The sequence below is a fragment of the Streptomyces sp. NPDC004051 genome (assembly GCF_053604275.1).
Map to the genome: position 1 here is coordinate 22,846 of NZ_JBSGHG010000025.1, position 24,854 is coordinate 47,699.

Annotated in this window: 24 protein-coding genes and 3 tRNA genes; 9 read left to right on the top strand and 18 right to left on the bottom strand. The window is 71.5% G+C overall.

From position 1 onward, the window contains the following. Nucleotides 1–285: 285 nt before the first annotated feature. A tRNA-Lys gene (locus ACWEQO_RS23600) sits at nucleotides 286–359 on the bottom strand. A gap of 244 nt (nucleotides 360–603) precedes the next feature. Here ACWEQO_RS23600 and ACWEQO_RS23605 point away from each other — a divergent pair. From ACWEQO_RS23605 to ACWEQO_RS23615, 3 genes are all read left to right on the top strand, one after another. Continuing rightward, nucleotides 604–1,914, top strand: a complete 1,311-nt coding sequence (locus ACWEQO_RS23605) for a peptidoglycan-binding protein (protein WP_452985112.1) — start codon at nucleotides 604–606, stop codon at nucleotides 1,912–1,914. A gap of 97 nt (nucleotides 1,915–2,011) precedes the next feature. Continuing rightward, a complete protein-coding gene (locus ACWEQO_RS23610) occupies nucleotides 2,012–3,250 on the top strand; it encodes an SPFH domain-containing protein (protein ID WP_452985113.1) in 1,239 nt (412 codons plus the stop codon). 165 nt (nucleotides 3,251–3,415) lie between these two features. Next, nucleotides 3,416–4,021: a lytic polysaccharide monooxygenase auxiliary activity family 9 protein gene (locus ACWEQO_RS23615; protein ID WP_361449250.1), complete on the top strand. Its 606-nt coding sequence runs from the start codon at nucleotides 3,416–3,418 to the stop codon at nucleotides 4,019–4,021. Between the two features lie 66 nt (nucleotides 4,022–4,087). Here ACWEQO_RS23615 and ACWEQO_RS23620 read toward each other — a convergent pair. From ACWEQO_RS23620 to ehuB, 6 genes are all read right to left on the bottom strand, one after another. Then, nucleotides 4,088–4,161, bottom strand: a tRNA-Lys gene (locus tag ACWEQO_RS23620). Nucleotides 4,162–4,249: 88 nt separating this feature from the next. Continuing rightward, nucleotides 4,250–5,014 (bottom strand): IclR family transcriptional regulator, encoded by a 765-nt coding sequence (locus tag ACWEQO_RS23625; protein WP_452985114.1) that lies wholly within the window; start codon nucleotides 5,012–5,014, stop codon nucleotides 4,250–4,252. 206 nt (nucleotides 5,015–5,220) lie between these two features. Beyond that, a complete protein-coding gene (gene ehuA / locus ACWEQO_RS23630; protein WP_452985115.1) occupies nucleotides 5,221–6,006 on the bottom strand; it encodes an ectoine/hydroxyectoine ABC transporter ATP-binding protein EhuA in 786 nt (261 codons plus the stop codon). Continuing rightward, on the bottom strand, nucleotides 5,996–6,646 hold the full coding sequence (ehuD, locus tag ACWEQO_RS23635; protein WP_452985116.1) for an ectoine/hydroxyectoine ABC transporter permease subunit EhuD: 651 nt from the start codon (nucleotides 6,644–6,646) through the stop codon (nucleotides 5,996–5,998). Before ehuD ends, ehuA begins: the two co-directional genes overlap by 11 nt. Then, nucleotides 6,646–7,359 carry an ectoine/hydroxyectoine ABC transporter permease subunit EhuC gene (gene ehuC / locus ACWEQO_RS23640; protein ID WP_452985117.1) on the bottom strand — a complete coding sequence of 238 codons (714 nt, stop codon included), beginning with the start codon at nucleotides 7,357–7,359 and terminating at the stop codon, nucleotides 6,646–6,648. The genes ehuD and ehuC overlap by 1 nt, the downstream gene beginning before the upstream one ends. Continuing rightward, the gene (gene ehuB / locus ACWEQO_RS23645) at nucleotides 7,356–8,282 is read right to left on the bottom strand and encodes an ectoine/hydroxyectoine ABC transporter substrate-binding protein EhuB (RefSeq protein WP_452985118.1); all 927 of its coding nucleotides are present in this window, start codon (nucleotides 8,280–8,282) and stop codon (nucleotides 7,356–7,358) included. The genes ehuC and ehuB overlap by 4 nt, the downstream gene beginning before the upstream one ends. A gap of 97 nt (nucleotides 8,283–8,379) precedes the next feature. Here ehuB and ACWEQO_RS23650 point away from each other — a divergent pair, with 97 nt between their 5' ends. After that, the gene (locus ACWEQO_RS23650) at nucleotides 8,380–8,874 is read left to right on the top strand and encodes a DUF3830 family protein (RefSeq protein ID WP_452985119.1); all 495 of its coding nucleotides are present in this window, start codon (nucleotides 8,380–8,382) and stop codon (nucleotides 8,872–8,874) included. On the opposite strand, the gene ACWEQO_RS23655 is transcribed toward ACWEQO_RS23650, so the two are convergent. Together ACWEQO_RS23655 and ACWEQO_RS23660 are read right to left on the bottom strand one after the other, a co-directional pair. Then, nucleotides 8,855–10,327, bottom strand: coding sequence for an amidase (locus ACWEQO_RS23655; protein WP_452985120.1), 1,473 nt, complete (start codon nucleotides 10,325–10,327; stop codon nucleotides 8,855–8,857). The genes ACWEQO_RS23650 and ACWEQO_RS23655 overlap by 20 nt on opposite strands. Before the next feature lie 16 nt (nucleotides 10,328–10,343). Continuing rightward, a complete protein-coding gene (locus tag ACWEQO_RS23660; RefSeq protein ID WP_452985121.1) occupies nucleotides 10,344–11,351 on the bottom strand; it encodes a D-2-hydroxyacid dehydrogenase in 1,008 nt (335 codons plus the stop codon). Between the two features lie 138 nt (nucleotides 11,352–11,489). On the opposite strand from ACWEQO_RS23660, the gene ACWEQO_RS23665 reads away from it, so the two are divergent. The 3 genes from ACWEQO_RS23665 (at nucleotide 11,490) to ACWEQO_RS23675 (ending at nucleotide 14,428) form a co-directional block, all read left to right on the top strand. Beyond that, complete coding sequence (locus tag ACWEQO_RS23665; protein ID WP_452985122.1) at nucleotides 11,490–12,458, top strand: maleate cis-trans isomerase family protein; 969 nt, start codon at nucleotides 11,490–11,492, stop codon at nucleotides 12,456–12,458. Beyond that, on the top strand, nucleotides 12,455–13,186 hold the full coding sequence (locus tag ACWEQO_RS23670) for a maleate cis-trans isomerase family protein (protein ID WP_452985123.1): 732 nt from the start codon (nucleotides 12,455–12,457) through the stop codon (nucleotides 13,184–13,186). Before ACWEQO_RS23665 ends, ACWEQO_RS23670 begins: the two co-directional genes overlap by 4 nt. 132 nt (nucleotides 13,187–13,318) lie before the next feature. After that, a complete protein-coding gene (locus ACWEQO_RS23675) occupies nucleotides 13,319–14,428 on the top strand; it encodes an LLM class flavin-dependent oxidoreductase (protein ID WP_361449283.1) in 1,110 nt (369 codons plus the stop codon). Here ACWEQO_RS23675 and ACWEQO_RS23680 read toward each other — a convergent pair. Continuing rightward, nucleotides 14,401–16,305: a putative bifunctional diguanylate cyclase/phosphodiesterase gene (locus ACWEQO_RS23680; RefSeq protein WP_452985124.1), complete on the bottom strand. Its 1,905-nt coding sequence runs from the start codon at nucleotides 16,303–16,305 to the stop codon at nucleotides 14,401–14,403. The genes ACWEQO_RS23675 and ACWEQO_RS23680 overlap by 28 nt on opposite strands. Nucleotides 16,306–16,641: 336 nt before the next feature. Here ACWEQO_RS23680 and ACWEQO_RS23685 point away from each other — a divergent pair, with 336 nt between their 5' ends. After that, nucleotides 16,642–17,991: a M6 family metalloprotease domain-containing protein gene (locus tag ACWEQO_RS23685; RefSeq protein WP_452985163.1), complete on the top strand. Its 1,350-nt coding sequence runs from the start codon at nucleotides 16,642–16,644 to the stop codon at nucleotides 17,989–17,991. A 38-nt stretch (nucleotides 17,992–18,029) separates the two neighbouring features. Here the strand turns inward: ACWEQO_RS23685 and ACWEQO_RS23690 are convergent. The 5 genes from ACWEQO_RS23690 to ACWEQO_RS23710 form a co-directional block, all read right to left on the bottom strand. Next, nucleotides 18,030–18,103: transfer RNA gene (locus tag ACWEQO_RS23690), tRNA-Lys, on the bottom strand. Then, nucleotides 18,094–18,711 carry a bifunctional DNA primase/polymerase gene (locus tag ACWEQO_RS23695; protein WP_361449291.1) on the bottom strand — a complete coding sequence of 206 codons (618 nt, stop codon included), beginning with the start codon at nucleotides 18,709–18,711 and terminating at the stop codon, nucleotides 18,094–18,096. The genes ACWEQO_RS23690 and ACWEQO_RS23695 overlap by 10 nt, the downstream gene beginning before the upstream one ends. 174 nt (nucleotides 18,712–18,885) lie before the next feature. Next, entirely contained in the window at nucleotides 18,886–19,251 is a 366-nt protein-coding gene (locus tag ACWEQO_RS23700; protein ID WP_279335834.1) for a hypothetical protein, read from the bottom strand. A gap of 436 nt (nucleotides 19,252–19,687) precedes the next feature. Continuing rightward, nucleotides 19,688–19,891, bottom strand: coding sequence for a DUF397 domain-containing protein (locus tag ACWEQO_RS23705; protein ID WP_452985125.1), 204 nt, complete (start codon nucleotides 19,889–19,891; stop codon nucleotides 19,688–19,690). An 8-nt stretch (nucleotides 19,892–19,899) separates the two neighbouring features. Further along, complete coding sequence (locus ACWEQO_RS23710) at nucleotides 19,900–20,751, bottom strand: helix-turn-helix domain-containing protein (RefSeq protein WP_452985126.1); 852 nt, start codon at nucleotides 20,749–20,751, stop codon at nucleotides 19,900–19,902. A 221-nt stretch (nucleotides 20,752–20,972) separates the two neighbouring features. On the opposite strand from ACWEQO_RS23710, the gene ACWEQO_RS23715 reads away from it, so the two are divergent. Then, complete coding sequence (locus tag ACWEQO_RS23715) at nucleotides 20,973–21,407, top strand: ATP-binding protein (protein ID WP_452985127.1); 435 nt, start codon at nucleotides 20,973–20,975, stop codon at nucleotides 21,405–21,407. A gap of 67 nt (nucleotides 21,408–21,474) precedes the next feature. Here ACWEQO_RS23715 and ACWEQO_RS23720 read toward each other — a convergent pair whose 3' ends face one another. The 3 genes from ACWEQO_RS23720 to cysS form a co-directional block, all read right to left on the bottom strand. Continuing rightward, a complete protein-coding gene (locus ACWEQO_RS23720) occupies nucleotides 21,475–22,662 on the bottom strand; it encodes a serine hydrolase domain-containing protein (protein ID WP_452985128.1) in 1,188 nt (395 codons plus the stop codon). 239 nt (nucleotides 22,663–22,901) lie between these two features. Beyond that, entirely contained in the window at nucleotides 22,902–23,471 is a 570-nt protein-coding gene (locus tag ACWEQO_RS23725; protein ID WP_361449309.1) for a 2OG-Fe(II) oxygenase, read from the bottom strand. Continuing rightward, the gene (gene cysS, locus ACWEQO_RS23730) at nucleotides 23,468–24,847 is read right to left on the bottom strand and encodes a cysteine--tRNA ligase (RefSeq protein WP_452985129.1); all 1,380 of its coding nucleotides are present in this window, start codon (nucleotides 24,845–24,847) and stop codon (nucleotides 23,468–23,470) included. The genes ACWEQO_RS23725 and cysS overlap by 4 nt, the downstream gene beginning before the upstream one ends. Nucleotides 24,848–24,854: the final 7 nt, after the last annotated feature.

Here is a 24,854-nt window from a genome sequence, read left to right on the forward strand (position 1 = left end):
AACCGGTCTCCCGCCCCCAACAGCCGCGAATACGCGGCATGATGAAGAACCCAGGTTGTACCGTGTTCATCATGATCGCAAGGTGTGAAAACAGGTGCACGCCGGTTATATGCGCCCATGGTGGCCTCTGAGGGGATCTGCCGGGGGGTCTGTTCCCCGTGTGACTCCAGTGGCCCCATACGTGTGGTGAGGGCGTTCCGTTCAGGACACGGCCCTCGGTGGGTGCTGGAGGGTATCCGGCCAAAAGCGACGGGCCCCTCGATCGCGAGGGGCCCGTCGTGTCGGTGCGCCGCCAGGGACTCGAACCCCGGACCCGCTGATTAAGAGTCAGCTGCTCTAACCAACTGAGCTAGCGGCGCTCACTGACGGGACAACTCTACCGGACCGGACGGGGTGCTCCCGACCTCCGTCTCCTTCCCGGCGTGGTCCGGCGCCGGGCCCGGATCGGCGGGGTCCGCCACCTGGGCCCATGGCGCGTCCGTCGTTCGGGCCGTCGGAGTGCGCGCTCCGGGCGCGGTTGAGAAGCTGACCTCCGTGCACAGACGTGAGGTATTTCACCGGACGTGTGGCCGGATGTGTGACGGGACGTGTGAGGGGAATCGCATGGAACCCCCGGTGTTCGAGGAGTTCGAGCCCGCGGGCGACTGCGGCTGCCCCGGCTGTGCGCACCGACGGCGCCTCCTCGCCCGCGCGCCGGCCGGCGGTCCTGCCGCCCACCCGGTGGCGTTCCGTCCCCTGGTGGTGGCCGCCGCGGCCTCGGCGGTGGTCGCCGCGCAGGCCGCCCCCGCCCTGGCCGCCCCGCACACCGCCGAGCGGCCCGGCGTTCCGGGCGTCCCCGCGGGTGACGAGCCCGCCACCCCGCAGGGCCGGAGGGCTCCGTTGTACGGTCCCGCCGGCCGGCCCACCGATCCCGCTGACCCCTCGGTCCCGGCGACCTCGCGCGCGATCACCCGCGCGGACATCATGGAGCGGGCCAGGAGGTGGGTCGACCAGAAAGTCCCGTACAGCGTGACCGCGTTCTGGTCCGACGGATACCGGCAGGACTGTTCGGGCTATGTCTCGATGGCCTGGAACCTGCCCGGAAACGAGTGGACCGGCAGCCTCGGCCAGTACGCGCAGAGGATCGGCAAGGACGAACTCCAGCCGGGGGACATGCTGCTCTTCCACAACGCGTCCGATCCCTACGGCGGCTCCCACGTGGTCCTCTTCGGCGGCTGGGTGGACGACGCGCGCACCCTGTACGCGGCCTACGAGCAGACCCCGCCGAACACCCTGCGGCGGACCACCCCGTACGCCTACTGGAGCAACTCCGCGGGCTACGTCCCGTACCGGTACAAGGGCGTGACCGGCGGCGCGGCGGGGGCCGAGGGCGTGGGCGCGCAGGCCCGGGCGCCGTTTCCCGGAGCGGCCCACTTCGGCCCCGGCGCGAACAACCCGCACGTCACCGAGGTCGGCCGTCTGCTCGTCGAGCGCGGCGGCGCCCGTTTCTACGCCACCGGCCCCGGACCTCGCTGGACGGACGCGGACCGCACGGCGATCCGGGCGTTCCAGCAGGCCCAGGGCTGGCAGGGGGACGCGGCGGACGGCCTGCCGGGAGCGCTGACCTGGGAACTGCTGCTGACCGGCGGGGGCAGGGACATCCCGGCCGCCGAGGGCTCGCAGGACCCGCACGGGGTGCCGGGCTACCCGGGCCGGGCGGCGTTCCGGCCGGGCGCGGTCAACGGCCACGTCACCCGGCTGGGACAGCAGCTGGTGGGGAGGGGGTTCGGCCGTCACTACGTGGCGGGGCCGGGCCCGCGCTGGGGCGAGGCGGACCGGCGCAACGTCGAGGAGTTCCAGCGCGCCCAGGGCTGGCGCGGCGGCGCCGCGGACGGCCTGCCGGGGCCGGAGACCTGGCGGCGGCTCTTCTCGTAGCCCGAGGGTCGCTCGCCGCGACCCACCCCTGCGGGCTCCGTCACGGCCCGGAGGGTTCCCCGAGGTGACGCATCTGGCGCGGAGGCTGGAGGCACGCATGACCACGATCACCCCTGAAACTCCTGAATCACCCGTCCCCGAACCACCCGTCTGCGAGGCGCGCGCCCCCGGGGCGCCGACCCGCGAACTGCCCGTCGTCGAACCGTTCGTCCCCGGAGCGTCCGTCCCCGAAGAGACGTGCTCCGAAGCCGGGGGTCCGGCGAAGGGGCGGACCGGCCGGGTCATCCGGAACGAGGCCACCACCGAGATCCCCGTCCATCTGCTCTTCCGCGACGGGCCCGACCCGGTGCCGTTGCGGCTGCGTCCCGTGGTGGTGGGGAGCCGGCAGGGACCGGGGGAGCAGCCGCGGCTCCGCCGTCCGGTCGCCGAACGGCCCCTGCCCCTGCCGCCGGTCGATCCCGACCTGGTGGAGCGGCCCGCCCGGGTGCTGCCCGGCGGTGCGGGGGTGCTCGCCGGGCTGTGCGGGGCGGCCGGGTGCGTGGCCACGTCCTGGTGGGCGGGCGTACTGCCACCCCTGGTGGCCGGCGCCCTCGGACTTCCGGGACCCCCGGGAGCCACCGGACTCGGGCCCGCGCAGTGGGCGGGGTACGCGGCTGCCGGGACCCTCGGCCTGTTCGGGTTCGGCGGGCTGGCGCGCGGCCGGACCGGGCGGGCCTGGGTGCTCGGCATGTTCGGCCGCTACCGGGGGAGCGTCCGGCGGACCGGTCTGCTGTGGGTGAACCCGCTGCTGCTGCGCCGCCGGGTCGACGTGCGGCTGCGGCACTGGCGCAGCGAGCCGATGCAGGCGGCCGACCACAGCGGGGTGGCGCTGCGGGTGGTGGTCCTGGTGGTGTGGCGGGTGCGGGACACCGCGCGGGTGACGCTGGGCGTCGAGGACCACGAGACGTATGTGCGCGAGTGCGTCGAGGCGGCGCTGCTCCGGGTCCCGATGGAGGCGCCGGGCGCGGTGCGGGGCGCGCCGGACACGGTGCAGGACGCGCTGACCCGGCTGGTGGCGGCGGACGCCGCGCCCGTGGGGATCGAGGTGTTCTCGGTGCGGCCGGTCCGGGTGGAGTACGCCCCCGAGGTGGCCGCCGTCATGCACCGGCGCCGGATCGCCGTGCTGGACGCCCAGCACCGGGCGAGCGTGCTCACCTCGGTCGTGGACTCGGTGGAGGACACGGTGACCCGGCTGACCACGCGGGGGCTGGTGGAGCTGGACGACTACGAGCGCAAGATGCTGGTGAAGGACCTGACGGTGGCGTTCTGCGCGGGGCGGGGGGAGACGGGGCCGTAGAGCGGGGGACAGGGGCGGGGGATGGGAAGCAGAGCCAACAGCGGAACCGGAACCGGTTCCGCTATTGGTATGGACATGCTCAATCGGCGGCCATAATCTGAGACTTGGTCTAGACCTACCTGCACGGCTCAGTGAAACTCCCCCACGTTCCCCAGGAGCGGCAGCATGCGCACACGGACCAAGCTGTACGCAGCCGCGGTGGGACTGGCCACGACCGGAGCGCTCGTGCTCTCCTCCGGCGGTGCCAGCGGCCACGGCTACACCGATCTGCCCATCAGCAGGCAGAAGCTCTGCCAGAACGGCACTGTGACCAACTGCGGCGACATCCAGTGGGAGCCGCAGAGCGTCGAGGGCCCCAAGGGATTCCCCGCCTCCGGCGCCGCCGACGGCCGGCTCTGTTCGGCCAACAACACGCGGTTCGCCCAGCTCGACAGCCCGAAGACGCCCTCGGGCGGCGCCTGGCCGACGACCAGGGTGACGGGCGGCCAGAACTACACCTTCCGGTGGCAGTTCACGGCCATGCACGCCACCAGCGACTTCTCGTACTACATCACCAAGCCGGGCTGGAACCAGAACCACAACCTGGCCCGGTCCGACCTCAACCTCACCCCGTTCCTGAAGGTGCCCTACAACGGGCAGCGCCCGCCGCAGACCCTCTCGCACAGCGGCACCCTGCCGTCCGGGCTGAGCGGGCGCCACGTCATCCTCGCGGTGTGGTCGGTCGCCGACACGGGCAACGCGTTCTACGCCTGCTCGGACGTCACCTTCTGACCGTCCCCGGGGTCCGGCGCCGGACACGTCGAAGGGCCTCCCGCTGCTGCGAGAGGCCCTTCACCGTGCGCCGCCAGGGACTCGAACCCCGGACCCGCTGATTAAGAGTCAGCTGCTCTAACCAACTGAGCTAGCGGCGCATGACTCCCACCGTCCGCTTCCCGCGGCCGGCGACTAGAAAATAATACCCGGTTCCGGGACGTGCTCCGGACCAGCGGACCGGAGGCCTCAGATCGCCATCGACAGCAGCACCGGCGCCGCGTTGCGGTTGAGGGTGTCGGCGGCGTGGCGCAGGCGGTGGGCGTGTTCGACGGGCAGGGACAGGGCCAGGCAGCCCACCGAGGAGCCGGCGGTGATCGGGACGGCCGCGCAGACCGTGCCGATCGCGTACTCCTGGAGGTCCAGGACCGGCACCGTGGGCGGGTGCGCCGCCAGCTGGGAGAGCAGCAGCCTGTCGCTGGTGACGGTGCGCGAGGTGAGCCGGACCGTCCGGTGCCGGGCGAGGTGCTCGCGCCGGCCGGCGTGGTCGAGCTGGGACAGCAGGCTCTTGCCGAGCGCGGTGGCGTGCGCCGCGTCACGGAAGTCGACCCACTCGTTGACCTTCGGGGTGGCCGGCCCGTCGGCGTACTGGGTGACCTCGACCTCGCCGTCCACGTACCGGCTCATGTAGACCGCGGCTCCGACGGAGTCGCGGAGCCGGTCCAGGGTGCGCTGGAGTGTGTCGTGCAGTGCCTCCTCGTGTTCCTGTTCCTGGGCCGAGCAGAGGCGGGCGAACGCCTCCCCGGCGACGTATGCGCCGTCGGCGCCCTGTTCGACGTAGGCCTCGCGGCACAGCATGGGCAGGAGCGTGGTCAGTCGCTCCCGGCCCAGGCCGCTCTCGCGGGCGAGTTGGTTGCCGGTGATCCCGGTGGTGTGCCGCGACACCGTGTCCAGGACGCGCAGCGCGTCCTGGACCGAGTGGTACGGAGCGGTCGGCTTGTGCTTCAGCGCCACGGTGTTCCCCCTGCGCTCGCTTATGGGGCCGCAATCCGGTCAGCGAATCCCCTCCACGATAGCCGTCAAGCGGCTTTCCAGGAGGGAGGGTTGACGAGATTGCGGCCTTCCCGACTGCGGAGCCGGCCCTCGGGCATATGCCAGAGGAATGCTCTGGTGCGTCCACCTCGGACGTTCCGGAGCCCTCCTCCGAACACGCCCCGTCATCACAGGACCGCGCTGAGGAACTCCCGGGTGCGGTCGTGCTCCGGCTCGCTGAAGATCTTCTCCGGGGCGCCGGCCTCGATGATCCGGCCCGAGTCGAACATCAGGACGCGGTCGGAGATGTCCCGGGCGAAGTTCATCTCGTGGGTGACGCAGAGCATGGTGATGTCGGTGGAGCGGGCGATGTCCCGCAGCACGTCCAGGACACCCGCGACCAGCTCCGGGTCCAGCGCCGAGGTCACCTCGTCCAGCAGCAGCACCTGCGGCCGCATGGCCAGCGCCCGCGCGATCGCCACCCGCTGCTGCTGGCCGCCGGACAGCTGCGCGGGGTGCTTGTCGACGTGCTCGGTCAGCCCGACCATCTCCAGCAGCTCCCGCGCCCGCTCCTCGGCCGCGTCCTTCGACATGCCGAGCACGGTGACCGGGGCCTCGGTGATGTTCCGCAGCACCGTCATGTTCGGGAACAGGTTGAACTGCTGGAACACCATCCCGATCTTCTTGCGGATCTCGCGGACCTGCTTCTCGGACGCGGGGTACAGCTGGTCCCCGTCGACGGTGACCGTGCCCTCGTCGGGCTTCAGCAGGGTCATCAGCAGGCGCAGGATCGTGGTCTTGCCCGACCCGGACGGCCCGATCAGGGTGACGTGCTTGCCGGCGTCCACGGAGAAGTCCAGGTTGTCGAGGACCGTGTGGTGCCCGAACCGCTTGGTGACCCGCTCCAGCCGGATCAGCTCGCCGCCGCCGGACCGGCCGGAGACGTCGGAGGTGGGGATGTGCTCAGTGGACAAGGCGTCGCTCCAGGGCTCGCAGGGCAAGGGAGGCCAGGTAGGAGATGACGATGAAGGCGATGCCGATCACCGTCAGGGGCTCGGTGAACTGGAAGTGCTGCTGGGCGAAGAGGCGCGCCTCACCGAGCATCTCCAGCACGGTGATCGCCATCAGCAGGGGCGTGTCCTTCAGCATCGAGATGACGTAGTTGCCGAGCGCGGGCACGACCCTGCGCACGGCCTGCGGCAGGATCACCGCGGTCCACGTCCGGCGCAGCGGCAGGTTCAGCGCCGTCGCCGCCTCCCACTGGCCCACCGGCACGGCCTCGATGCCCGCGCGGTAGACCTGCATCGTGTACGTCGAGTAGTGCAGACCGATGGCGAAGACACCCGTGGTCAGCGCCGAGAAGGTCACTCCCCACTCGGGCAGCACGTAGAACAGGAAGAACAACTGCACCAGCAGCGGGGTGTTGCGGACGAACTCCGTCACCGCGCCGACCGGCCAGGTCACCCAGCGGGTCGGCACCCGCATCAGCAGGGCCCACACCAGGCCGAGGACGAACGAGATCAGGGAGCCGAGCACCAGGATCTGCAGGGTGACCAGCAGGCCGTCCCAGAAGTACGGCATGAACTCGGAGACCGCGTTCCAGTCCCACTTCATCAGAGACCACCTCCCACGTTGGTGGTCCGAGCCCGGTTCAGCTCCACGGCCGGGTCGTGCTTCGGCGTCCTGCCGACCCCGGCCTTCAGCTTCTTCTCCAGACCGCGCATGACCCGGGTGAGCAGGAAGGCGATCACGAAGTAGATCACCAGGACGTACATGTAGATCTCGGCGCTCTCCTGCAGCGCTAGGCGCACCAGGTTGCCGCTGAACGCCAGGTCGCCCATCCCCATGATCGACACCAGGGCGGTGCCCTTGAGCAGCTCGATCAGCAGGTTGGAGAACGGCGGGATCATCTCCGGCACGGCCTGCGGCAGCAGGATCAGCCGCAGCCGCTGGGTGGGCGTGAAGCTGAGCGCGATGCCGCCCTCGAGCTGGGCGGGATCGACGGCGGCCAGCGCGCCGCGCACGATCTCCGAACCGTAGGCGCCGTAGGTCAGGCCCAGGGCCAGCGTGCCCGCCCACAGCGGCACCAGCTGCCAGCCGAAGGCCGGGGGCAGCACGAAGAAGACCCAGAAGATCATCACCAGTGCCGAGGTGCCGCGGAACACCTCGGTGTAGAAGCCCGCGAGGAAGCGGACGGACTTCAGCCGGTGGGTGCGCGCGATGCCCACCACGAAGGAGACCGCCGTCGCCAGCAGCGCGCTGAGGACCAGCAGCTGGATCGTGACCCAGACACCCCCGAGCACGAGTTCCCAGAGTCCTGAGGTCATCCGCCGCACAGCTCCTTCGCGGTCAGATCCGTCATCTCGTCCTCGGTGAAACCGAACGGCCTGAGGATGCGCAGCAGCTCGCCGCTCTCCTTCAGCTTGTGCAGTTCGACGTTGAACGCGTCCCGCAGATTCGTCTCGGTCGGCCGGAAGGCGAACGCGCCGCCGTCGACGTGCGGCTTGCCGTCGACGATCGGCTCGAAGGGCTCCGTGACCTCCGCCCTGGCCGACTTCTTCACCACCTCGCGGGTGGTGAGCGCCGTACCGGCGAAGACGTCGACCCGTCCGGCCTCCACCGCGTTCAGCCCGGCGACCTGGTCGGGGACGATCAGGATGTCGCTCTCCGGGTACCCGGCCTCGACCGCGTACGCGATCTCCGCGTACCCGGTGCCGGTGGCGAACTTCGCCTTCTTCTCGACGACGTCCCGGTAACTGGTCAGCCCCTTCGGGTTGCCCTTGCGCACGATGAACGAATCGAGCATCTGGTAGTCGGGGTCGGAGAATATGACCTGCTCGCAGCGGGCGGGGTTGACGTACATCCCGGCGGCCACGACGTCGAACTGCTGCGAGTTCAGCCCCGGGATCAGCGAGCCGAACTCGGTGGGCACGGGCTGGACCCGGTCCACCCCGAGCCGTTTGAAGATGACCTTGGCCAGTTCCGGCGCCTCGCCGGTCAGCTTGCCGTCCTTGTCGATGTAGCCGAAGGGGATCTCGCCGGCGATGCCCAGCCGGACCACGCCCGCCGCCTTCAGCCGGGACAGCAGATCACCGCCGTTCGCGCTCGCCTCGGTGGGCACGCGCGAGCAGCCCGCGGCGCCGAGTGCGCCGAGCGCCGCGACCCCCGCGAGCAGCGATCGGCGTGAGGGGCCGGCAGGGCCGGAAGTGTCTGTGCGTCGTCTCAGCGGTCTTCCCAGTGGTGGAGCCATGGCGGCGCGGCTACCCGAGAAGACACCGGTTATGCCCGTCGGTTTCGGCCCCGTTCGGCGGTCGGGCGGTCTTGACCGGTGCGGGACGATGGGTCGCATGATGGACCGATATGTCGAGGTCTCGCTGGTCAAACGCGGAATCACCTGTACGGCCCGGTTGCTCGACGAGCGTGCGCCGATCACCTGCGCGGCCGTCTGGGACGCCCTGCCGCTGTCCGGCGACGTCTACCACGCCAAATACGCGCGCAACGAGATCTACGCCCTGTTCCCGCCCTTCGCGGAGACGGAGCCGCCGCTGGAGAACCCGACCGTCACCCCCGTCCCGGGAGACCTCTGCTACTTCTCCTTCGCGGGCGCGGAGCTGGGCACCAGGGCCTACGGCTACGACCGCGAGGTCGGCCCGGGCGCCACGGTCGTCGACCTGGCCCTGTTCTACGAGCGGAACAACCTGCTCCTGAACGGCGACGTGGGCTGGGTGCCCGGCATCGTCTGGGGCCAGGTCGTGGAGGGCCTGGCGGAGATGGCCGACGGGTGCAACGACCTGTGGCGCGGCGGCGCGCAGGGGGAGACGCTCAGCTTCCGGCGGGCGTGATCCCGGGCGGACGGACCGCCCCGGCCGCCCCGCTCGCGTAGAGCGCGTGGGCCGCCCGCAGCACCAGGGCGTCGGCGTGGCGGGCGCCCACGAGCTGGACCCCGATCGGCAGCCCGGCCGCGTCGGTGCCCACGGGGACGCTCGCCGCGGGCTGCTGGGTCAGGTTGAACGGATAGGTGAACGGGGTCCAGCCCGTCCAGCGCCGGTGGCCGGCGCCTTTCGGCACCTCCACGCCCGCCTCGAACGCCGTCCGCGGCACGGCCGGGGTGACGAGGAGGTCGTGGGTGTCGTGGAAGAGGCCCATGCGCCGGCCCAGGTCCATCCGGACGTCCACCGCCGCCAGGTAGTCCAGCGCCGACCGGCGGGCGCCTTCGCCGCAGATCTCCCGCAGCCCGGGGTCCAGCAGTTCCCGCCGCTCCCGCGGGAGGTGCTGCACCACCCGGGCGGCCCCGGCGAACCACAGGGTGTGGAAGGCGTCCACCGGGTCCGTGAAGTCCGGGTCGGTCTCCTCCACGTACGCGCCGAGCGCAGCCAGCCGCTCCACCGTCCGCCGTACCGCCGCCGCCACCTCGGGCTCCACCGCCACCTGGCCGCCCAACGACGGCGAGTACGCCACCCGCAGCCCCCGCACCCCGCCGTCCAGCCCCTCCCTGAAGGAACGGGGGGCCGGCCCGAGCGCCGACCAGTCGCGGGAGTCCGGCCCGCAGATCACGTCCATCAGCAGCGCCGCGTCCGCCGCGTCCCGCGTCATCGGGCCGACGTGCGCCAGCGTGCCGTACGCGCTCGCCGGGTACAGCGGCACCCTCCCGTACGTCGGCTTCAGCGCGAAGATCCCGCAGAACGCCGCCGGGATGCGGACGCTGCCGCCGCCGTCCGTCCCCAGGGCCAGCGGTCCCGCGCCCAGCGCCACCGCCGCCGCCGCGCCCCCGCTGGAACCGCCCGTGGTCCGCGAGGGGTCGTGCGGGTTGCGGGTGACACCGCTGAGCGGGGAGTCCGTCACCCCCTTCCAGCCGAACTCGGGGGTCGTCGTCTTGCCGAGGAAGACGGCGCCGTGCTCCCGCAGCCGCGCCACCGAGGGCGCGTCCTCGTCCCAGCGGCCCGCCGGGTCGACGGCGCGCGAGCCGCGCAGGGTCGGGGCGCCGCGCAGCAGCAGGATGTCCTTCACCGTGACCGGCACCCCGTCCAGCAGCCCGCGCGGCTCGCCGCGCCGCCACCGCTCCTCGGAGGCGGCGGCCCGCTCCAGCGCCTCCTCGGCGAACAGCCGGACGAACGCGTTCACCTCCGGCCGGCCCGCCTCGGCCCGCTCCAGCGCCGCGCGGGTCACCGCCACGGGACCGAACTCACCCCGGCGGTAGCCGTCGAGGAGCCGTACGGCGGTCAGGTCGGTGAGTTCGGTGGACCCGGTGAATCCGGTGGACCCGGTGGACCCGGTGGACCCGGTGGAGTCGGACATCGGCTCTCCTGCCGCATCAGTGCCCGGGCACGTACCCGCGCTGCTTGTCGACCACGTTCACCAGCGGCTCGCCCGCCTCCCACAGCTCGTACAACTCCACGAACTGCACGGCGAGTTCGTCCCGCCAGCCGATGGTGTCCCCGCTCATGTGCGGGGACACGACCAGTCCGGGGGCCCGCCACAGCGGGTTGTCGGGGGCGAGCGGCTCGGTCTCGAAGACGTCCAGGGCGGCGCCCGCGATCCGGCGCTGCCCGAGCGCCTCGGCGAGCGCGTCCTCGACGACCAGCGGCCCGCGCCCGACGTTGACGAAGTGGGCGGACGGCTGCATCAGCCCGAAGCGGCGGGCGTCGAACATGCCCCGGGTCTGCTCGGTCAGCGGCGCGGCGGCGATCACCCAGTCCGCGCGGGCGAGCAGCCGGTCCAGGTCCTCGGAGCCGTGCACCCCCGGGCGCGGGGCGCGGCCGACCAGTGCGGTGGTGACGCCGAGCGCCTCCAGCGTGCCGGCGATCGCCCGGCCGATCGGCCCCGACCCGACGACGCAGGCGCGGGTCCCGGCGACCTTGCGCGACTCGCGGTGCAGCCAGGTCCGCTCCCGCTGGAGCTCCAGCGTCCGCGGCAGGTCCTTCGCCAACGCCAGCACGAGAGCGGCGACGTACTCGGCGATCGGCCGGTCGAAGACGCCCCGCGCGTTGGTGACCACCGTGTCGGAGGCGACGAGTTCCGGACAGAGAAGGTGATCCACTCCGGCGCTCGCGGTGTGCACCCAGCGCGGCCGCGGCCCCCCGCCCGGCCAGGCGGAACGCACCGCGTGCGAGGTGAAGTCCCAGACCAGCAGCGCGTCGGCGTGCGGGAGGCGCTCGGCGAGCGTCGAGGCGTCCGCGTGCTCGATCCGGACCCTGCCGGTCAGCCGGCCCAGCCGGGGCGGCGGGTCGGCGTCCAGGACGAGCAGCGTGGGCAGGGCCCCCGGCGTGGGCGAAGAGGCGGTCGAGGCGGTGGCCGCGGGGGTGGGCGAGGGGGTGGACATGGGCCGCCGTTTCCCCGGATGACCGGAAGTCTGAGATGTGCGGATTGACCACGCTGGCACCCCGAACCTACCGTCGTCAACACGGGCGTTTCGGCGAACCGTTGCGTGCTCGTCTCTCACCGTGAGGCCGGTGCTGACATGGACGTCTCCCTCATCGGCGGTCCCGGCCCGCAGCGCGGCGTCGGCGTGGTCGCCCCCTTCGACTTCGCGCTGGACCGCGAGCTCTGGCGCTGGACGCCGGACGACGTGTCCCTGCACCTCACCCGAACGCCGTACGTACCGGTCGAGGTCAGCCTGGACCTGGCCCGGCTGATCAGTGAGCACGAGACCCTCGGCAACGCGGTGAGCACGCTCACCGCGGTCGGCCCCGAGGTCGTCGCCTACGCCTGCACGTCCGGCAGCTTCGTCGGCGGGGTCCTGGGGGAGCGCGCCATGTGCGAGGCGATGAGCAGGACCGGCGCGGTCCCGGCGGTCACCACCTCCGGCGCGCTGCTGGAGGCGCTGGTGGAGCTGGACGTACGGCGGGTGGCGCTGGTGACGCCGTACACCGTCTCGGTGACCCGGTCGCTGGAGCAGTACGTGGCGCAGGCCGGGGTCACGGTCACCGGCTGCGCGTACATGGGCCTGACCCGGCAGATCTGGCGGGTCGCCTACCGCGAGGTGGTGGACATGGCCCGGCGGGCGACGGCGCGCGGCCGGCTCGGTGCGGCGGACGCGCTGTTCCTCTCCTGCACCAACCTGCCGACGTACGACGTGATCCCGCAGCTGGAGGCGGAACTGCGCATACCGGTCATCTCGGCCAACCAGGTGACCATGTGGGCGGCGTTGCGCCGATTGGGTACCCGGGCGGTGGGACCGTATCAGGCGCTGATCGACACGTCGGCGCGTGTCACGGCCGGGCCGGGGAACGAGACCGGGACCGGCGCCGAGGTCGTACTGCCGGACCGGACGTCCGGCGCGGTGCTGCCGCGGAGCCCGGTGCTCCCGCCCGCTTCGGTACTGCCGGACGGACCGGAGGCGCCGGGCGTGCAGGGTGTTCAGGGTGTTCCGGGCGCGCGGGGCGTGCCCGGGGCGCCGGACGAGAAGCAGCAGGAAGGCTGGACATGACCGCACTGGGATTCCTCTATCCGGGACACGCCGCCGAGGACGACTATCCGCGCGCCGAGCAGCTGCTGGGCAGTGACATCCGGGTGGACCTGGTGCACACCGACATCGGTGAGGACGCGCACCGGGTCGACGCGCTGCTCGCGATGGGCGACGCCGACCGGCTCGCGGCCGGCGTCGGGGAGCTGCGGCGCGCGGGCGTCGACGCGGTGGTGTGGGCCTGCACCAGCGGCAGTTTCGTACGCGGCTGGGAGGGCGCGCAGGAGCAGGTGCGCACCCTCGCCCGCACGGCGGGCACCCCGGCCTCCTCCACCTCGTTCGCCTTCGTGCACGCGGCCCGGGAGATCGGGGTGCGGCGGGTCGCCGTCGGCGCGACCTACCCGGACGACGTGGCCGCGCTCTTCGCCGACTTCCTGGCCGCCGGCTCGGTGACGGTGACCGGGGTGACCAGTTCCGGGGTCATCACGGCGGCGGAGGTCGGCACCTGGGGCGAGGCCGAGCTGTTCGCCCTGGCCCGCGCGGCCGACCACCCGGACGCCCAGGCGGTGCTCCTGCCCGACACGGCCCTGCACACGCTCGCCCACCTCCCGGCCCTGGAGAAGGAGCTCGGCAAACCGGTCCTCACCGCCAACCAGGTCACCGTCTGGGAGGCCCTGCGCCTGGCCGACCGCAGGGTGAACGCCCCCTCCCTGGGCGCCCTGTTCACCCGGGAGCCGATCGTGCAGGTGTGAGCGTCCGGGCGGGCGTGCGCGGCGGGCGCGGTGAGGGCGGCGAGGACAGTGGGGCGGGGCGGGGGAACAAACGGGGACACCTCGCTGTTGGTGGACCGGTGAGACGTCACCCGAAGCAGGAGGCACCCCACCGTGGCCGCAGACGACACCGCAGCCGACGAGATCCGAGGCACGGCACAGGGCACCGCCCCCGTCCCCCTGTCCGTCCTCGACCTGGTCACCGTGGGAGCAGGCCACACCGCCACCGAGGCGCTGCGCACGAGTGTCGACCTCGCCCGGCTCGCCGAGGCGCGCGGCTTCCACCGGTTCTGGGTCGCCGAGCACCACTCCATGCCGGGTGTGGCGTCCTCCTCCCCGGCGGTGATCCTGGCCCACCTCGCCGCGCACACCGACCGCATCCGGCTCGGCTCGGGCGGGGTGATGCTGCCCAACCACGCCCCGCTCGTCATCGCCGAGCAGTTCGGCACGCTCGAGGCCATGGCTCCCGGCCGGATCGACCTCGGCCTCGGCCGCGCCCCCGGCACCGACGGCGCCACCGCCGCCGCCCTGCGCCGCACCGAGAGGCTGCACGAGGGCGCCGACGACTTCCCCCAGCAGCTCGCCGAGCTGACCCGCTTCCTGGACGACGACTTCCCCGATGGCCACCGCTACCGCCGCATCCACGCCGTCCCCGGCCCGGTCCAGGCGACCTCGCCCGGCGGGGTGCAGTCGACGCACCGGCCGCCGGTCTGGCTGCTCGGCTCCTCCGGTTTCAGCGCCCGGCTGGCCGGACTGCTCGGCCTGCCGTTCGCCTTCGCCCACCACTTCTCCGCGCAGAACACCGTGCCCGCGCTGGACCTCTACCGCGAGTCGTTCACCCCGAGCGACGTCCTCGACGAGCCCTACGCCCTGATCGGGGTCTCCGCGCTCGCCACCGACGACGAGAAGGAGGCCCGGCGCCAGGTCCTGGCCGCCGCGCTCAACATGGTCCGGCTGCGCAGCGGCCGCCCCGGTCTGGTGCCCACCCCGGAGGAGGCGGAGGCGTACCCGTTCTCGCCGATGGAGCAGGACTTCGTCGACTCCTGGAACGCCAACGTCGTGTACGGCACCCCGGACGAGGTCCGGGCGGGCCTGGACGAGCTGCACAAGCGCACCGGCGCCGACGAGCTGATGATCACGGCCAACGCGCACAGCGGTGACATACGCCTGCGTTCCTACGAACTCATCGCCGACGCCTACGGGTTGCCGACGACGTCCGCCTGAACCCCGGGCGTGCCCAGCAGTTCGGAGATGCGGTCCGGCGACACCGGACGGGAGTACAGCCAGCCCTGGCCGGTGTCGCACCCGATCCGGCGCAGCCGGGTGGCCTGCGCCGGGGTCTCCACGCACTCCGCGGTGACCGTCAGCCCCAGCCGGTGGGCGAGCTGCACCATCGCCTCGACGATGGCCTCGTCCGCCGGGCTGGGCGTCTGGTCCCGGTCCTCGTAGGGGAAGCCCCGGACGAAGGCGCCGTCCAGTTTCAGCACCGACACCGGCAGCCGGCTGAGGTAGGCCAGGTTCGAGTAGCCGGTGCCGAAGTCGTCGATGGCGATGCGTACGCCCATGTCGCTGAGCGCCTTCAGCGCCTGGAGGGGGCGGCCCGAGGAGCCCATCACCGCCGACTCGGTCAGTTCCAGCTGGAGCAGCTGGGGGGTGAGGCCCGTCTCCCTCAGGGTCTCGGCGACGTCCGCGACCAGGTCGGAGTCCCAGACCTGCCGGACCGCCACGTTGACGCTGACGAAGATCGGCGGCTCGGTGGGGTGCTCGACCTGCCAGCGGCGGGCCTGCCGGCAGGCGGTGCGCAGCACCCAGCGCCCGAGCTGGACGATCGAGCCGTCCTCCTCGGCGATGGAGATGAACCGGTTCGGTGTCAGGGTGCCGAACTGCGGGTGGTTCCAGCGGACCAGGGCCTCCACCCCGTGCACCCGGTCGTCCTCCATGCCGACCAGCGGCTGGTACTCCAGCGTGAACTCGCCCCGGTCGACGGCGGGGCGCAGCGTGGAGGCGAGGGCCTGACGGGTCATGCGGTGCGCGTTGCGTTCCGGGTCGAACAGCGTCCAGCGGGACTTGCCGTCGGCCTTCGCCCAGTAGAGCGTCGTGTCGGCGGCCTGCATCAGCGCGGTGGGCGTGGTCCCGGCCGCGTGCCGTTCGACCACCCCGATGGAGGCCGAGACCGACAGCCGCCGGCCGTCCACGTCGAAGGGGTCCTGGATCGCCCCGAGCACCGACTCGGCGAGGTCGGCGAGCTGTTCGGTGCCCGTGGAGTCCTCGACCAGCAGCGCGAACTCGTCCCCGCCGAGCCGGGCCACCAGCGGGGTGCCGGTCCTGGACCGGCCCGCCTCCTCGGCGCACAGCGTCAGCCGTTCGGCGACGGCGGCCAGCAGCCGGTCGCCGACGCGGTGGCCCAGGGCGTCGTTGATGGCCTTGAACCCGTCGAGGTCCAGGGAGCAGAGCCCGATCCGGCCGGTACCGCTCTGCTCGTAGGACTCCGCTTCCAGGGCGGCCGTCAGCCGTTCGAAGAACAGGGTGCGGTTGGGCAGCCGGGTCACCGGGTCGTGCATCTGCAAGTAGTGGAGCCGGGACTGGAGTTCGCGGCGGGCGCTGACGTCGGCGACGGACAGCAGGACGCCGGGGCCCTCCGAGGCGTCCCCCGCCTCGGAGGGGAGCGGCGCCACCGACACCTGCACCCACAGCGAGTGCCCCTCGGGGTGCTTGAGCCGGCGGGTGCAGCGCAGCCTCGCCTGCCGGCCGCACAGCACCTCGCGGTAGGAGTGCCAGGCGCGCGCGTCGGAGGAGAGGTCCACCAGATCGGCGGCGACGGCCCCGGCCAGGGTGTCCGGTGCGCGGCCCAGCAGGGTGGCGAGGGTGCTGTTGGCGCTGACCACCCTGCCCTCGCGGTCGACCACCGCCATGGCGAGCGGAGCGGCCGTGAAGACGGAGCGGTACGAAGGAAGCGCCGCGGGCGCCGCCTGGGACGAAGCCGCCGGGAGCGGGGCCGGTTCCTCGCGTCCGGCACGGGGTGGGGCAGATTCGCCACCCTCCGTGACGACCGGCCGGTTGAGGTCTGCTGTGGGCGTCGGCCCTTCGGACGTTCCGCTCACCGCTCGCTCCCGCCGTGCACTCGATCGCTGTCCGTGCCGGAAAGCCTCAGGAATGTCTCAGGAAAGTGTGCCGATCATAGAGGCCGACCCGGAGCCCTTCCAGTCACTCTCCAGTGTCCAGCACGGTCCCGCATCTCTGCCAGATCGTTTCCGCTCGGAGGTGGACGGCTTCTTCAAGCCTGGGACCGGTTGTGACGTTCCGTAAGTGGTTTGAGGTGTCGAACGTGAACGGATTCCTCGGCCTCTCACCCGTCCGGTGCAGATAAACAGGGCGTAGTACGACAATCCACCTCATTCTGGGTGCGGTGTCCTGTGAACCGTCTCCCGGAGGTCCTAGTGCCGCGCCAGTTCCCCCTGAGGCGACTCGGTCGTGAGGCTCTCAGGGGATTGGGCCGACAGGGTGGTGCACGCGGCCGCCGCCCCTGGCTGCGCAGCGCGGCGGCCGTGCTCACCACCCTGTCGGCGCTCGCGGCCACGTCCCTGATGACAGGGCCCTCCCGTGCCAGGCCCTTCTCCACGGACCCCTGCGCCCTGACCCGCACCGACGCGCACCACTCGGAGGGCCTGGACACCTGGAACGCCGCCTACCCCCGGCCGACCGGCCGGCTGGACGCCGTCATGGTGTTCCTGTCCTTCCCGGACTCGCACCCCCTGACCACCCCCGACGACATCGCCGCCGACCACTTCCCCGCCACCAGCGACTTCTTCCACCGGGCCTCCTACGGCAGATTCACCCTGCGCCCGCACATCCTGCGTGGCTGGATCCCGATGCCGCGCCCGTCCACCGAGTACGCCATACGGCGCGACTGGACCCTGCGGGACCGGTCCGCCTACCTGGACGACGCGCTCGCCGCCGTCGACCCGCAGGTCGACTTCTCGCGCTACGACGTCGTGTACTTCGTCGCCGACCCGGACGCGCCCGGGGTGGACTCCGACGCCACGAAGGTCGTCAACCTGGAGACCCCGCTGCGGGCGGACGGCACCGACATCCGCCGGATCGTCACCGTGTTCGAGGACCATCCCCCGGACCGGCTGGTCCTCGCCCACGAGACCGGCCATGTCTTCGACCTCCCCGACCTCTACAACCGGCCCGTGGACGGCAAGGGGGACTGGGACACCCACGTCGGCGACTGGGACCTGATGGGCAGCCAGTTCGCCCTCGCCCCCGACCTGTTCGGCTGGCACAAGTGGAAGCTGGGCTGGCTGGCGCCCCGGCAGGTGCGGTGCGTGCAGGAGGCGGGGCCCGTGCGGCTGACGCTGGAACCGCTCGGGGCGGGGCCCGACGTGCCGGTGGCCGGCGCGGCCGGGGCGCCGTCCTTCGGGCTGGGCCGGGGCGCCAAGCTCGCCGTGGTGCGCACCGGCCCGGACAGCGTGCTCGCCCTCGAGGCGCGCGGCCCCGTCGGCGACGACACGGGCGCCTGCCGGTCGGGGGTGCTGATCTACAGGGTGCGCGGCACCACCCGGTCCGGTGAGGGGCCGATCGAGGTCGTCGACGCCCACCCGCACACGGAGGCCTGCTGGGGGGAGTCGGTCTACCCGCCCCTCGCGGACGCCCCGGTCGCCCTCGGCGAGAGCTTCACGGTGCCGGGGGAGGGCGTGCGGGTGGAGGTGCTGGGGCGCACGGAGTCGGGGGCGTGGACGGTGCAGGTCAGCATCGGGGCCGGAGAGGGGACGGAGGACGCGTAAAAGGCCCCTTGCTTTCGCAAGGGGCCTTCCACGTGTCGTGCGCCGCCAGGGACTCGAACCCCGGACCCGCTGATTAAGAGTCAGCTGCTCTAACCAACTGAGCTAGCGGCGCCTGCTGACGTCGTAGACATTAGCACCCTGGTCGGCGGGAGGAAAAATCGATATCCGCACGGCCGCGCGCGCCGCCCGTACGGCCGCCCAGAGCAGCACCTCCGGACCCGGTAACCAGGGGTGACGCGTGTCCGGGGCGACCAGCCAGCGCGAGCCGGAGCGGTCCGCCCGCTCGCCCGGATCCGGCGCCGGAACGGTCACCGCGTCGCCGGCGCCGTGGCAGAGCAGGGGCGGAACGGCGCCCGTACGGCCCGCCACCCCGGCCGTCCTGCCGCGGGCGTCCCACTCCTCCCACTCCAGCAGCGCCGGCAGCCGCTGGGCGGTGCCGGGCGTGGAGAACAGCAGCATCCGGCCGCGGAACTCGGCCACCGGACCGGAGCCCGGCCCCTCCTCCCACATCCGGTCCAGCATCCGGCGCCCGAAGGTCGAGGGGGCGCTCACCACGTCGAAGGCGGAGCCGCAGGGCAGCACGACGGGCGCGTGCGGCCGCTCCTCCCAGAGCGAGAGGGTGCTGCGCGGATACGTTCCTGCGGAGGCGAGCCAGGCGGCGCCGTCCGGGGTGACACCGCTGACGTCGGATGCCTTGCCTGCACTGCGTGTGCTGCTCATGGGATCTGTCTACCCGCGGTGAAGGAGCGGTTTCCCGGAGTTGCGGGAATCGAGGACAGCGGGGCGGGGAGGGAGGTATCTTGCCCGCCTGGCATATGCCATGCCTGTTCGAGGGGTGGCGGCCGGCCGCCGGCCACGCAGGGCACACGACCGTGCCCACACCGCTCACACCGCTCACACCGGGTCGGCGGACCCCCGGCCCTCACCCCCGTGCAGCAGCTCCCGGCCGAACTCGATCATCTTCTTCGCGTAGTCCTCGGTCCACTCGGCCCGCTCGGCGATGGCGGCCGGCGTCAGCCGGTCGAAGCGCCGCGGATCGGCCAGCTGCGCCGCCGCCACCGCCTGGAACTCCACCGCCCGGTCCGTCGCCGCGCGGAACGCGAGCGTCAGCTCCGTCGCCCGCTCCAGCAGCGCGCGCGGATCGTCGATCGACTCCAGGTCGAAGAAGTGCTCCGGATCGGCGGCCGCCTCCGCGGGCTCGAACAGCAGGGGCGCGGGGCGTAGCCGCGGTCGGTCCCGGTGCGGCGTGGGCTCCGCCATGTCGTCTCCCTCTTGCTCGTCCTTCTGGTCGTACACGTCGTACTCGTCATGCAGGCCGTGCGCGTACGCCACCTCGGCCCGCCGGTGAGTGGGCCACCGTCCATTGTCCCGCGCCCTGGCAAGAGGGCCTCGAGCCGGGCACGACCGGGCCCGCGGGGGGCAGGGCCGCCACTCGATCCGGTGCTCGGCGAGGTGGGCCAGGGCCGAGTGGTTCGCCTCCCAGCCGTCGGGGGCTGTGATCCTCGGCCGCCTCCGGCGGCGTGCCGGACTCCGTCCGGCGAAGGGGGCGGCGCGGTGCTGATCGCCTGCCCGAGGGCGTGCCGGAGAAGCCGGGCCACCGTCCATTGCCCCGCGCCTCCAGAGAAGGGGCTGAGGGCTATGCCCTCGGGCGTCAGGTGAATGGCTTCCCAGCCGTCCGGACCGTATGCATGTGCCGCTATTCCCTGCCGGGAGCCTCGAGGGCGCCGAGGTGGGCGGTGAACGCGGTGAAGGTGGCGACGGGAAAGGTGAGCACGGCCCGCTCCGGGGCCTTGGAGTCGCGGACGGCTATGCGGGGGTGGCGGAGAGCGATCTCCACGCAGGCGTTGCCTTCACCGCCGCCCGAGTGGGACGACTTCTTCCAGATGTCCGGGGTCGTCATGGCGGACCTCACAGCTCCTTCGCCAGCGTGTGGATGAAGTCACGCGAACGTTCCGGTCCGAGTGACGCCGTCTTTACCCTATGGAAGAGTGTTCGAAAGTGGCCCAGCTGTGCCGCCGCGTCGATGAAGACCGTGCCGTTCGGGCCATCGCGCACGACGGTGTCCAGCTGAGGGACAGGCCCGCCCGCGTACACCATGGCGCTCCCGGCTCCGCCGAAACCGTCCAGGTCGAAGGGGATGACGCGAACGGTGACTCCGTCGGCTTCGGACATTTCCAGGATGCGGTTCAGCTGAGCCCTCGAAGCGGGACGGCTGCCCACGCGGATACGGAGAGCCGCTTCGTGGATCACTGCCGTGTACGGCACCGGTTCAGGACGCTCGATGACGGCTCTGCGCCGCATGCGGTGTTCCACCCGACGAGCCCTCTCGCTGTCGGGGAAGTCGGGATTCACGTAGGCGAAGAGGGCGTGTGCGTAGTCCGCGGTCTGCAGAAGCCCCGGGACGTGCAGGAAGTCGACATCCCATCGGAAGGAGGCGTAATGCTCCAACTCGGACAGGTCTAGGAACGAGTTGGGCAGTGCGCCTCGGTACTCCTCCCACCAGCCACGCGTACGGCCGGTTGCCATCGCCACGAGCGCCGACAGTAACTCGGCGTCGGCGCAAGCGTAGTGAGCGGCAAGGCATCGCAGCCGTTCCTCGCTCACTCCGGCGATGCCGGATTCCATCTGGCTCATCTGTACGGAGTTCACGCCGAGCAGGCTCGCGGCCTCGGTGGCCTTGAGTCCCGCCGCTTCTCGCAATTTCCGCAACTCCGCACCCAACCGCACCTGACGCGCCGTGGGTTGCCGTCTGGGCGGCATGACTTCCTCCTCGCCTCAACGGCTGTGACCGGGCGACTCGTTCGAGGTCAGATTACGCGATCCGCTTGCTGCGTAATAAATCTATGACCTACTGTCAGTGACGCATCGGGTGCACCGTGCAATGCGTGGAGCCGGAAGTGCACCGCTTCGTCCTGCCGTGACGGACGCGGCAATGACACCGGTTCCGACCTCAACCCCTCTGGCGCTGGAAAGGAATCCGCATGCCTGAAAACGATCCGTGGGAGTACTCCCTCTCCATCCCCAACGACCCGCGTGCCGTCACCATCTGCCGCCGCACGCTCCGTCTGATCCTGACCATGCACGGTCTGATCCGCCTGGTCGACATGGCTGAACTCCTGGCCACGGAACTGGTGTCGAACGCCGTACGTCACACCAAAGGGCCCGCCGCCCTGCGGGTGCGCTGGTCCGGGACCGGCGTACTGAGCATCGGCGCGTGGGACGCGGACCCCTCCCCGCTGGAGTTGCCGCAGCCGCTCGCCCTCGCTGCCGACCGCGAGGGCGGTCGAGGACTGGCACTGGTCCAGGCCTGCGCCGACGTGTGGGGCTGGCAGCCGCTGGCCCGGGAGGGCTACCAGGGCAAGTACATCTGGTGCGAGCTGGGGACGACGCCGGCGCCCGCGAGATGCACGGCGTGAAGGCGCGACTACCAGATCGGACAGGATGCTCTGAACCGTTCCGGATTCGGTAGAGGCGTTGGGCTGCCTACCGAACCCGGAGCGATTCAAGCACCTTCCGGACCGCTTCGGTCAGTGAAGCCGCCCGTACGTCGTCGGGGCCGCTGATGATGTGGTTCATCACGTAGCCGAAGGCGATGCCGTGCTCGGGGTCAGCGAGGGCGAGCGAGCCGCCACGGCCGGTGTGGCCGAAGGCGTTCGGCCCGGTCATGGGGTTGTCGTTCGTAGGCAGCATGTAGCCGCTGCTGAATCGGCTTGGAATCACCATCACTTGGTCTTTCCCGCCTGCCTGTTCCCCGGTCGCCGAGGCCAGTGTCTCCGGGGTGAGCAGGCGCACGCCGTCGACCTCGCCGACCAGCGCGGCGTACATGCGGGCCAGGGCCCGTGCAGTGCCGATGCCGTTCGAGGACGGGAGTTCGGCGGCCTGCACCTCCGGGGAGTCGAAGTCGATCGCGGCCGGGTCGGTGACCGCGAACGCACGGTTGCTGAAGGAGTTCGGATCGCGCCAGGCGGCGACCTGTTCGCGGAGTTCCTCGGGGACGGACTCGACAGGGACGGTGGTGAGGTCGACGGCCGGGCGCCGGTACACCATGCGGCTGACCCGGCTCCGTTCACTCGGCGGCAAGCCGATGAAGAAGTCCAACCCCAGGGGTTCCGAGATCTCCTGGGCGACGAAGCGGCCCGGCGAGCGGCCGGAAACCCGGCGGATCACCTCACCGACCAGCCACCCCCAGGTTCGGCCGTGGTACCCGTGTGCGGTGCCCGGAGTCCACAGGGGGCGCTGGTTCGCCAGCGCTGCTGCCATGGGATCCCAGGCCAACGCCTTTGTCAGCGGCAGCGGTCGATCAAGCGCGACCAGGCCGGCCCGGTGGGACAAGAGCCAGCGTACGGGGACGTCTGCCTTGCCGTTCGCCGCGAACTCCGGCCAGTACTTCACCACCGGTGCGTCGAGGTCCAGCAAGCCGCGCTCGACGAGCAGGTGCGCTGCGGTCGCGGTGACTCCCTTGGTTGCCGAGTAGACCAGTTGCAGGGTGTCCCGTGTCCACGGTCGGCCGGTCTCGGGGTCGGCGACGCCGCCCCAGAGGTCCACCACTGGCCGACCGTGCTGGTAGACGCACACGGCCGCGCCGATGTCCCCGTGCTGGGCGAAGCTCTTCACGAACGCTTCGCGGACCGGCTCGAATCCGGGTGCCACCTCGCCGTCGATCGTCGTCATGCGCTCATCCTGGCAGCTTGGCCACCTTCCTTGGTGGAGTAGCCGATGCCGCCCTCACGGACCTGCCCGCCGTCGCCTGCGGAACCCGGAGCCGACCCGATGGCCCGATCTCCTTCTCCGCCCGGGTCCGGCCGGAGTGCGCGTGCAAGCACTGCGCAGAACAGCTTCTGTCCATGCTCTCCGGGGCCGGGCTGCTGAACAGAACCACCGGGTTTCTCCCCGGGAGTCAGTTGCTGGGGTCAGAGTCGCTCGGCCTCGGTGCGTACGACAAGGGTCACGCGTTCGCCCCTCGTGATCGGCCGTACGCCGTGGATGTGGTCGCGGGTGGCGGGGAAGGCGACCAGGGTGCCGCAGGGGGGCTTGATCTCTTGAGCGGGGTTCTCGAAGAACAGCTCGCCCCCACCGTAGGAGTCCGGCGTGTTGAGCCAGACCACGAGGGTGAGGTCGCCGCCGACGACGGGCTGTCCGTTGGTACGGGCCCGCTCGCGTTCGATGTCGGTGACCTCGTCGTGGTGGGCGACGAAGCCGACGCCGGCGCCATAGCGGTAGACGACCGCCGGCTGGGCGGGTATGCGCTTGGGGATGATCTCGAAGTGATCGCGGACGTGGGTGGTGCAGTGGGAGATGACCGCCTCCTCCAGGTGCGCCGGGACCTCGACGTACTCGCTCTTGCGGAGCGATTCGTCGATGACGCCTTGGTAGGTGCGTGGGCGAGCGGCCTGGTTCTTCACGTGACTCATCAGCGCTCCGCAGAGGCTGAGTGGGACGGCGCTCTCCACGACGAGCGGTAAGCGGCTCTTCCAGGTCATGAGGTGGTCTCCTTCCACCAACGGGTGCCTTCGGGCGAGTCCTCGAGGGTCACGCCCTGCTGGGTGAGCTGGTCGCGGATCGCGTCGGCCTCGGCGAACTTTCTTGCCGCACGGAGCCGGTCGCGCTCCTTCACGAGTTCGTCGACAGCGGCATCGCTCTGGGCGGAGCCGGGGATGTCGAAGGTCCCGAAGAGGTTGTTCACGTCCTCGACCAGCCGCAGGGCGGCCGGCCCGGCCGGTTCCTCCACGCGGTTCTGCTCGCGGATGTACTGAAACAGGACGGCCAGGGCACCGGGGGTGTCGAAGTCGTCGTCCAGGCGCTCGCGCATCTCCTGCCAGGCGTCGGCGACGCGCGCGGCGTTCGCCGGGCTGTCGGTGTGCGCGAGATCGATGGTCCGGGCGAAGTTCTCGATCCGGCGGCGTGCCCCTCGGGCCTGCTCCAGCGTGGAGTCGCTCAGCTCCATGGAGGAGCGGTAGTGCTGGGAGAGGAAGGCGTGCCGCAGGGTGCGGAAGTCCGTCCGGGCGAGGGCTTCGCGGATGGTGAGGAAGTTCCCGGTGCTCTTCGACATCTTCTCGCCGTCGACGCGCAGCAGACCGGTGTGCATCCAGTAGCGGGCCAGCGGCTCGATGCCGGAGGCGGCTTCCATCTGGGCGACCTCGGCTTCGTGGTGCGGGAAGATGAGGTCGACGGCCCCGCCGTGCAGGTCGTACGAGGGCCCGAAGAACGTCTCCGTGATCGCGGTGTCCTCGATGTGCCAGCCCGGCCGGCCCGGCCCCAGCTCCGTCTCCCAGAACGGCTCGCCGTCCTTGCGGCCCTTCCACAGGGCGAAGTTGCCGGTGTTGCGCTTCTTCGAGTTGTCGTCGATGCGCGACACCGAGTCCTCGGGACGCAGGTCGGTGCGGCCGGAGAGCTTGCCGTACGTGGGGAACGAGGCCAGGTCGAAGTACCAGCCGTCGTCGAGCCGGTAGGCGTGACCGCGCTCGATGAGCCGCTTGATCTGGTCCACGATCGCGTCGATGTGGTCGTGGGCTCGCGCGTGGACGTCGACGCGGGTGTTGCCCAGCGCGGTCATGTCCTCCAGGTACTGCTTTTCGAAGAGGGCCGCGATCTCCTCCGGCGGGACACCCTCGTCGGCCGACCGCCGGATGATCTTGTCGTCGACGTCGGTGATGTTCTGGAGGTACGTGACCTTGTACCCGCTCGCTTCCAGATACCGGGCGATGAAGTCGAACTGCGTGTACGTCTTCGCGTGCCCGACGTGGCTGGGACCGTACACGGTGGGTCCGCACACGAACATCCGCACCTCGGCCTCCCGCTCGGGGCGGAACTCCTCCGTCTGGCCGGTCAGCGTGTTGTGGACCTTGATCGACATCATGCCTCCT

Coding starts and splice junctions, on each gene's coding strand:
- ehuD (WP_452985116.1), bottom strand. CDS start 6,646: ATGAAGTGGGACTGGAACGCGGTCTCCGAGTTCATGCCGTACTTCTGG.
- ACWEQO_RS23655 (WP_452985120.1), bottom strand. CDS start 10,327: ATGTCCGACTCCACCGGGTCCACCGGGTCCACCGGGTCCACCGGATTC.
- ACWEQO_RS23695 (WP_361449291.1), bottom strand. CDS start 18,711: ATGAGCAGCACACGCAGTGCAGGCAAGGCATCCGACGTCAGCGGTGTC.
- ACWEQO_RS23660 (WP_452985121.1), bottom strand. CDS start 11,351: ATGTCCACCCCCTCGCCCACCCCCGCGGCCACCGCCTCGACCGCCTCT.
- ACWEQO_RS23605 (WP_452985112.1), top strand. CDS start 604: ATGGAACCCCCGGTGTTCGAGGAGTTCGAGCCCGCGGGCGACTGCGGC.
- ehuB (WP_452985118.1), bottom strand. CDS start 8,282: ATGGCTCCACCACTGGGAAGACCGCTGAGACGACGCACAGACACTTCC.
- ACWEQO_RS23720 (WP_452985128.1), bottom strand. CDS start 22,662: ATGACGACGATCGACGGCGAGGTGGCACCCGGATTCGAGCCGGTCCGC.
- ACWEQO_RS23715 (WP_452985127.1), top strand. CDS start 20,973: ATGCCTGAAAACGATCCGTGGGAGTACTCCCTCTCCATCCCCAACGAC.
- ACWEQO_RS23670 (WP_452985123.1), top strand. CDS start 12,455: ATGACCGCACTGGGATTCCTCTATCCGGGACACGCCGCCGAGGACGAC.
- ACWEQO_RS23610 (WP_452985113.1), top strand. CDS start 2,012: ATGACCACGATCACCCCTGAAACTCCTGAATCACCCGTCCCCGAACCA.
- ACWEQO_RS23700 (WP_279335834.1), bottom strand. CDS start 19,251: ATGGCGGAGCCCACGCCGCACCGGGACCGACCGCGGCTACGCCCCGCG.
- ACWEQO_RS23650 (WP_452985119.1), top strand. CDS start 8,380: ATGATGGACCGATATGTCGAGGTCTCGCTGGTCAAACGCGGAATCACC.
- cysS (WP_452985129.1), bottom strand. CDS start 24,847: ATGATGTCGATCAAGGTCCACAACACGCTGACCGGCCAGACGGAGGAG.
- ehuC (WP_452985117.1), bottom strand. CDS start 7,359: ATGACCTCAGGACTCTGGGAACTCGTGCTCGGGGGTGTCTGGGTCACG.
- ACWEQO_RS23725 (WP_361449309.1), bottom strand. CDS start 23,471: ATGACCTGGAAGAGCCGCTTACCGCTCGTCGTGGAGAGCGCCGTCCCA.
- ACWEQO_RS23705 (WP_452985125.1), bottom strand. CDS start 19,891: ATGACGACCCCGGACATCTGGAAGAAGTCGTCCCACTCGGGCGGCGGT.
- ACWEQO_RS23665 (WP_452985122.1), top strand. CDS start 11,490: ATGGACGTCTCCCTCATCGGCGGTCCCGGCCCGCAGCGCGGCGTCGGC.
- ACWEQO_RS23615 (WP_361449250.1), top strand. CDS start 3,416: ATGCGCACACGGACCAAGCTGTACGCAGCCGCGGTGGGACTGGCCACG.
- ACWEQO_RS23710 (WP_452985126.1), bottom strand. CDS start 20,751: ATGCCGCCCAGACGGCAACCCACGGCGCGTCAGGTGCGGTTGGGTGCG.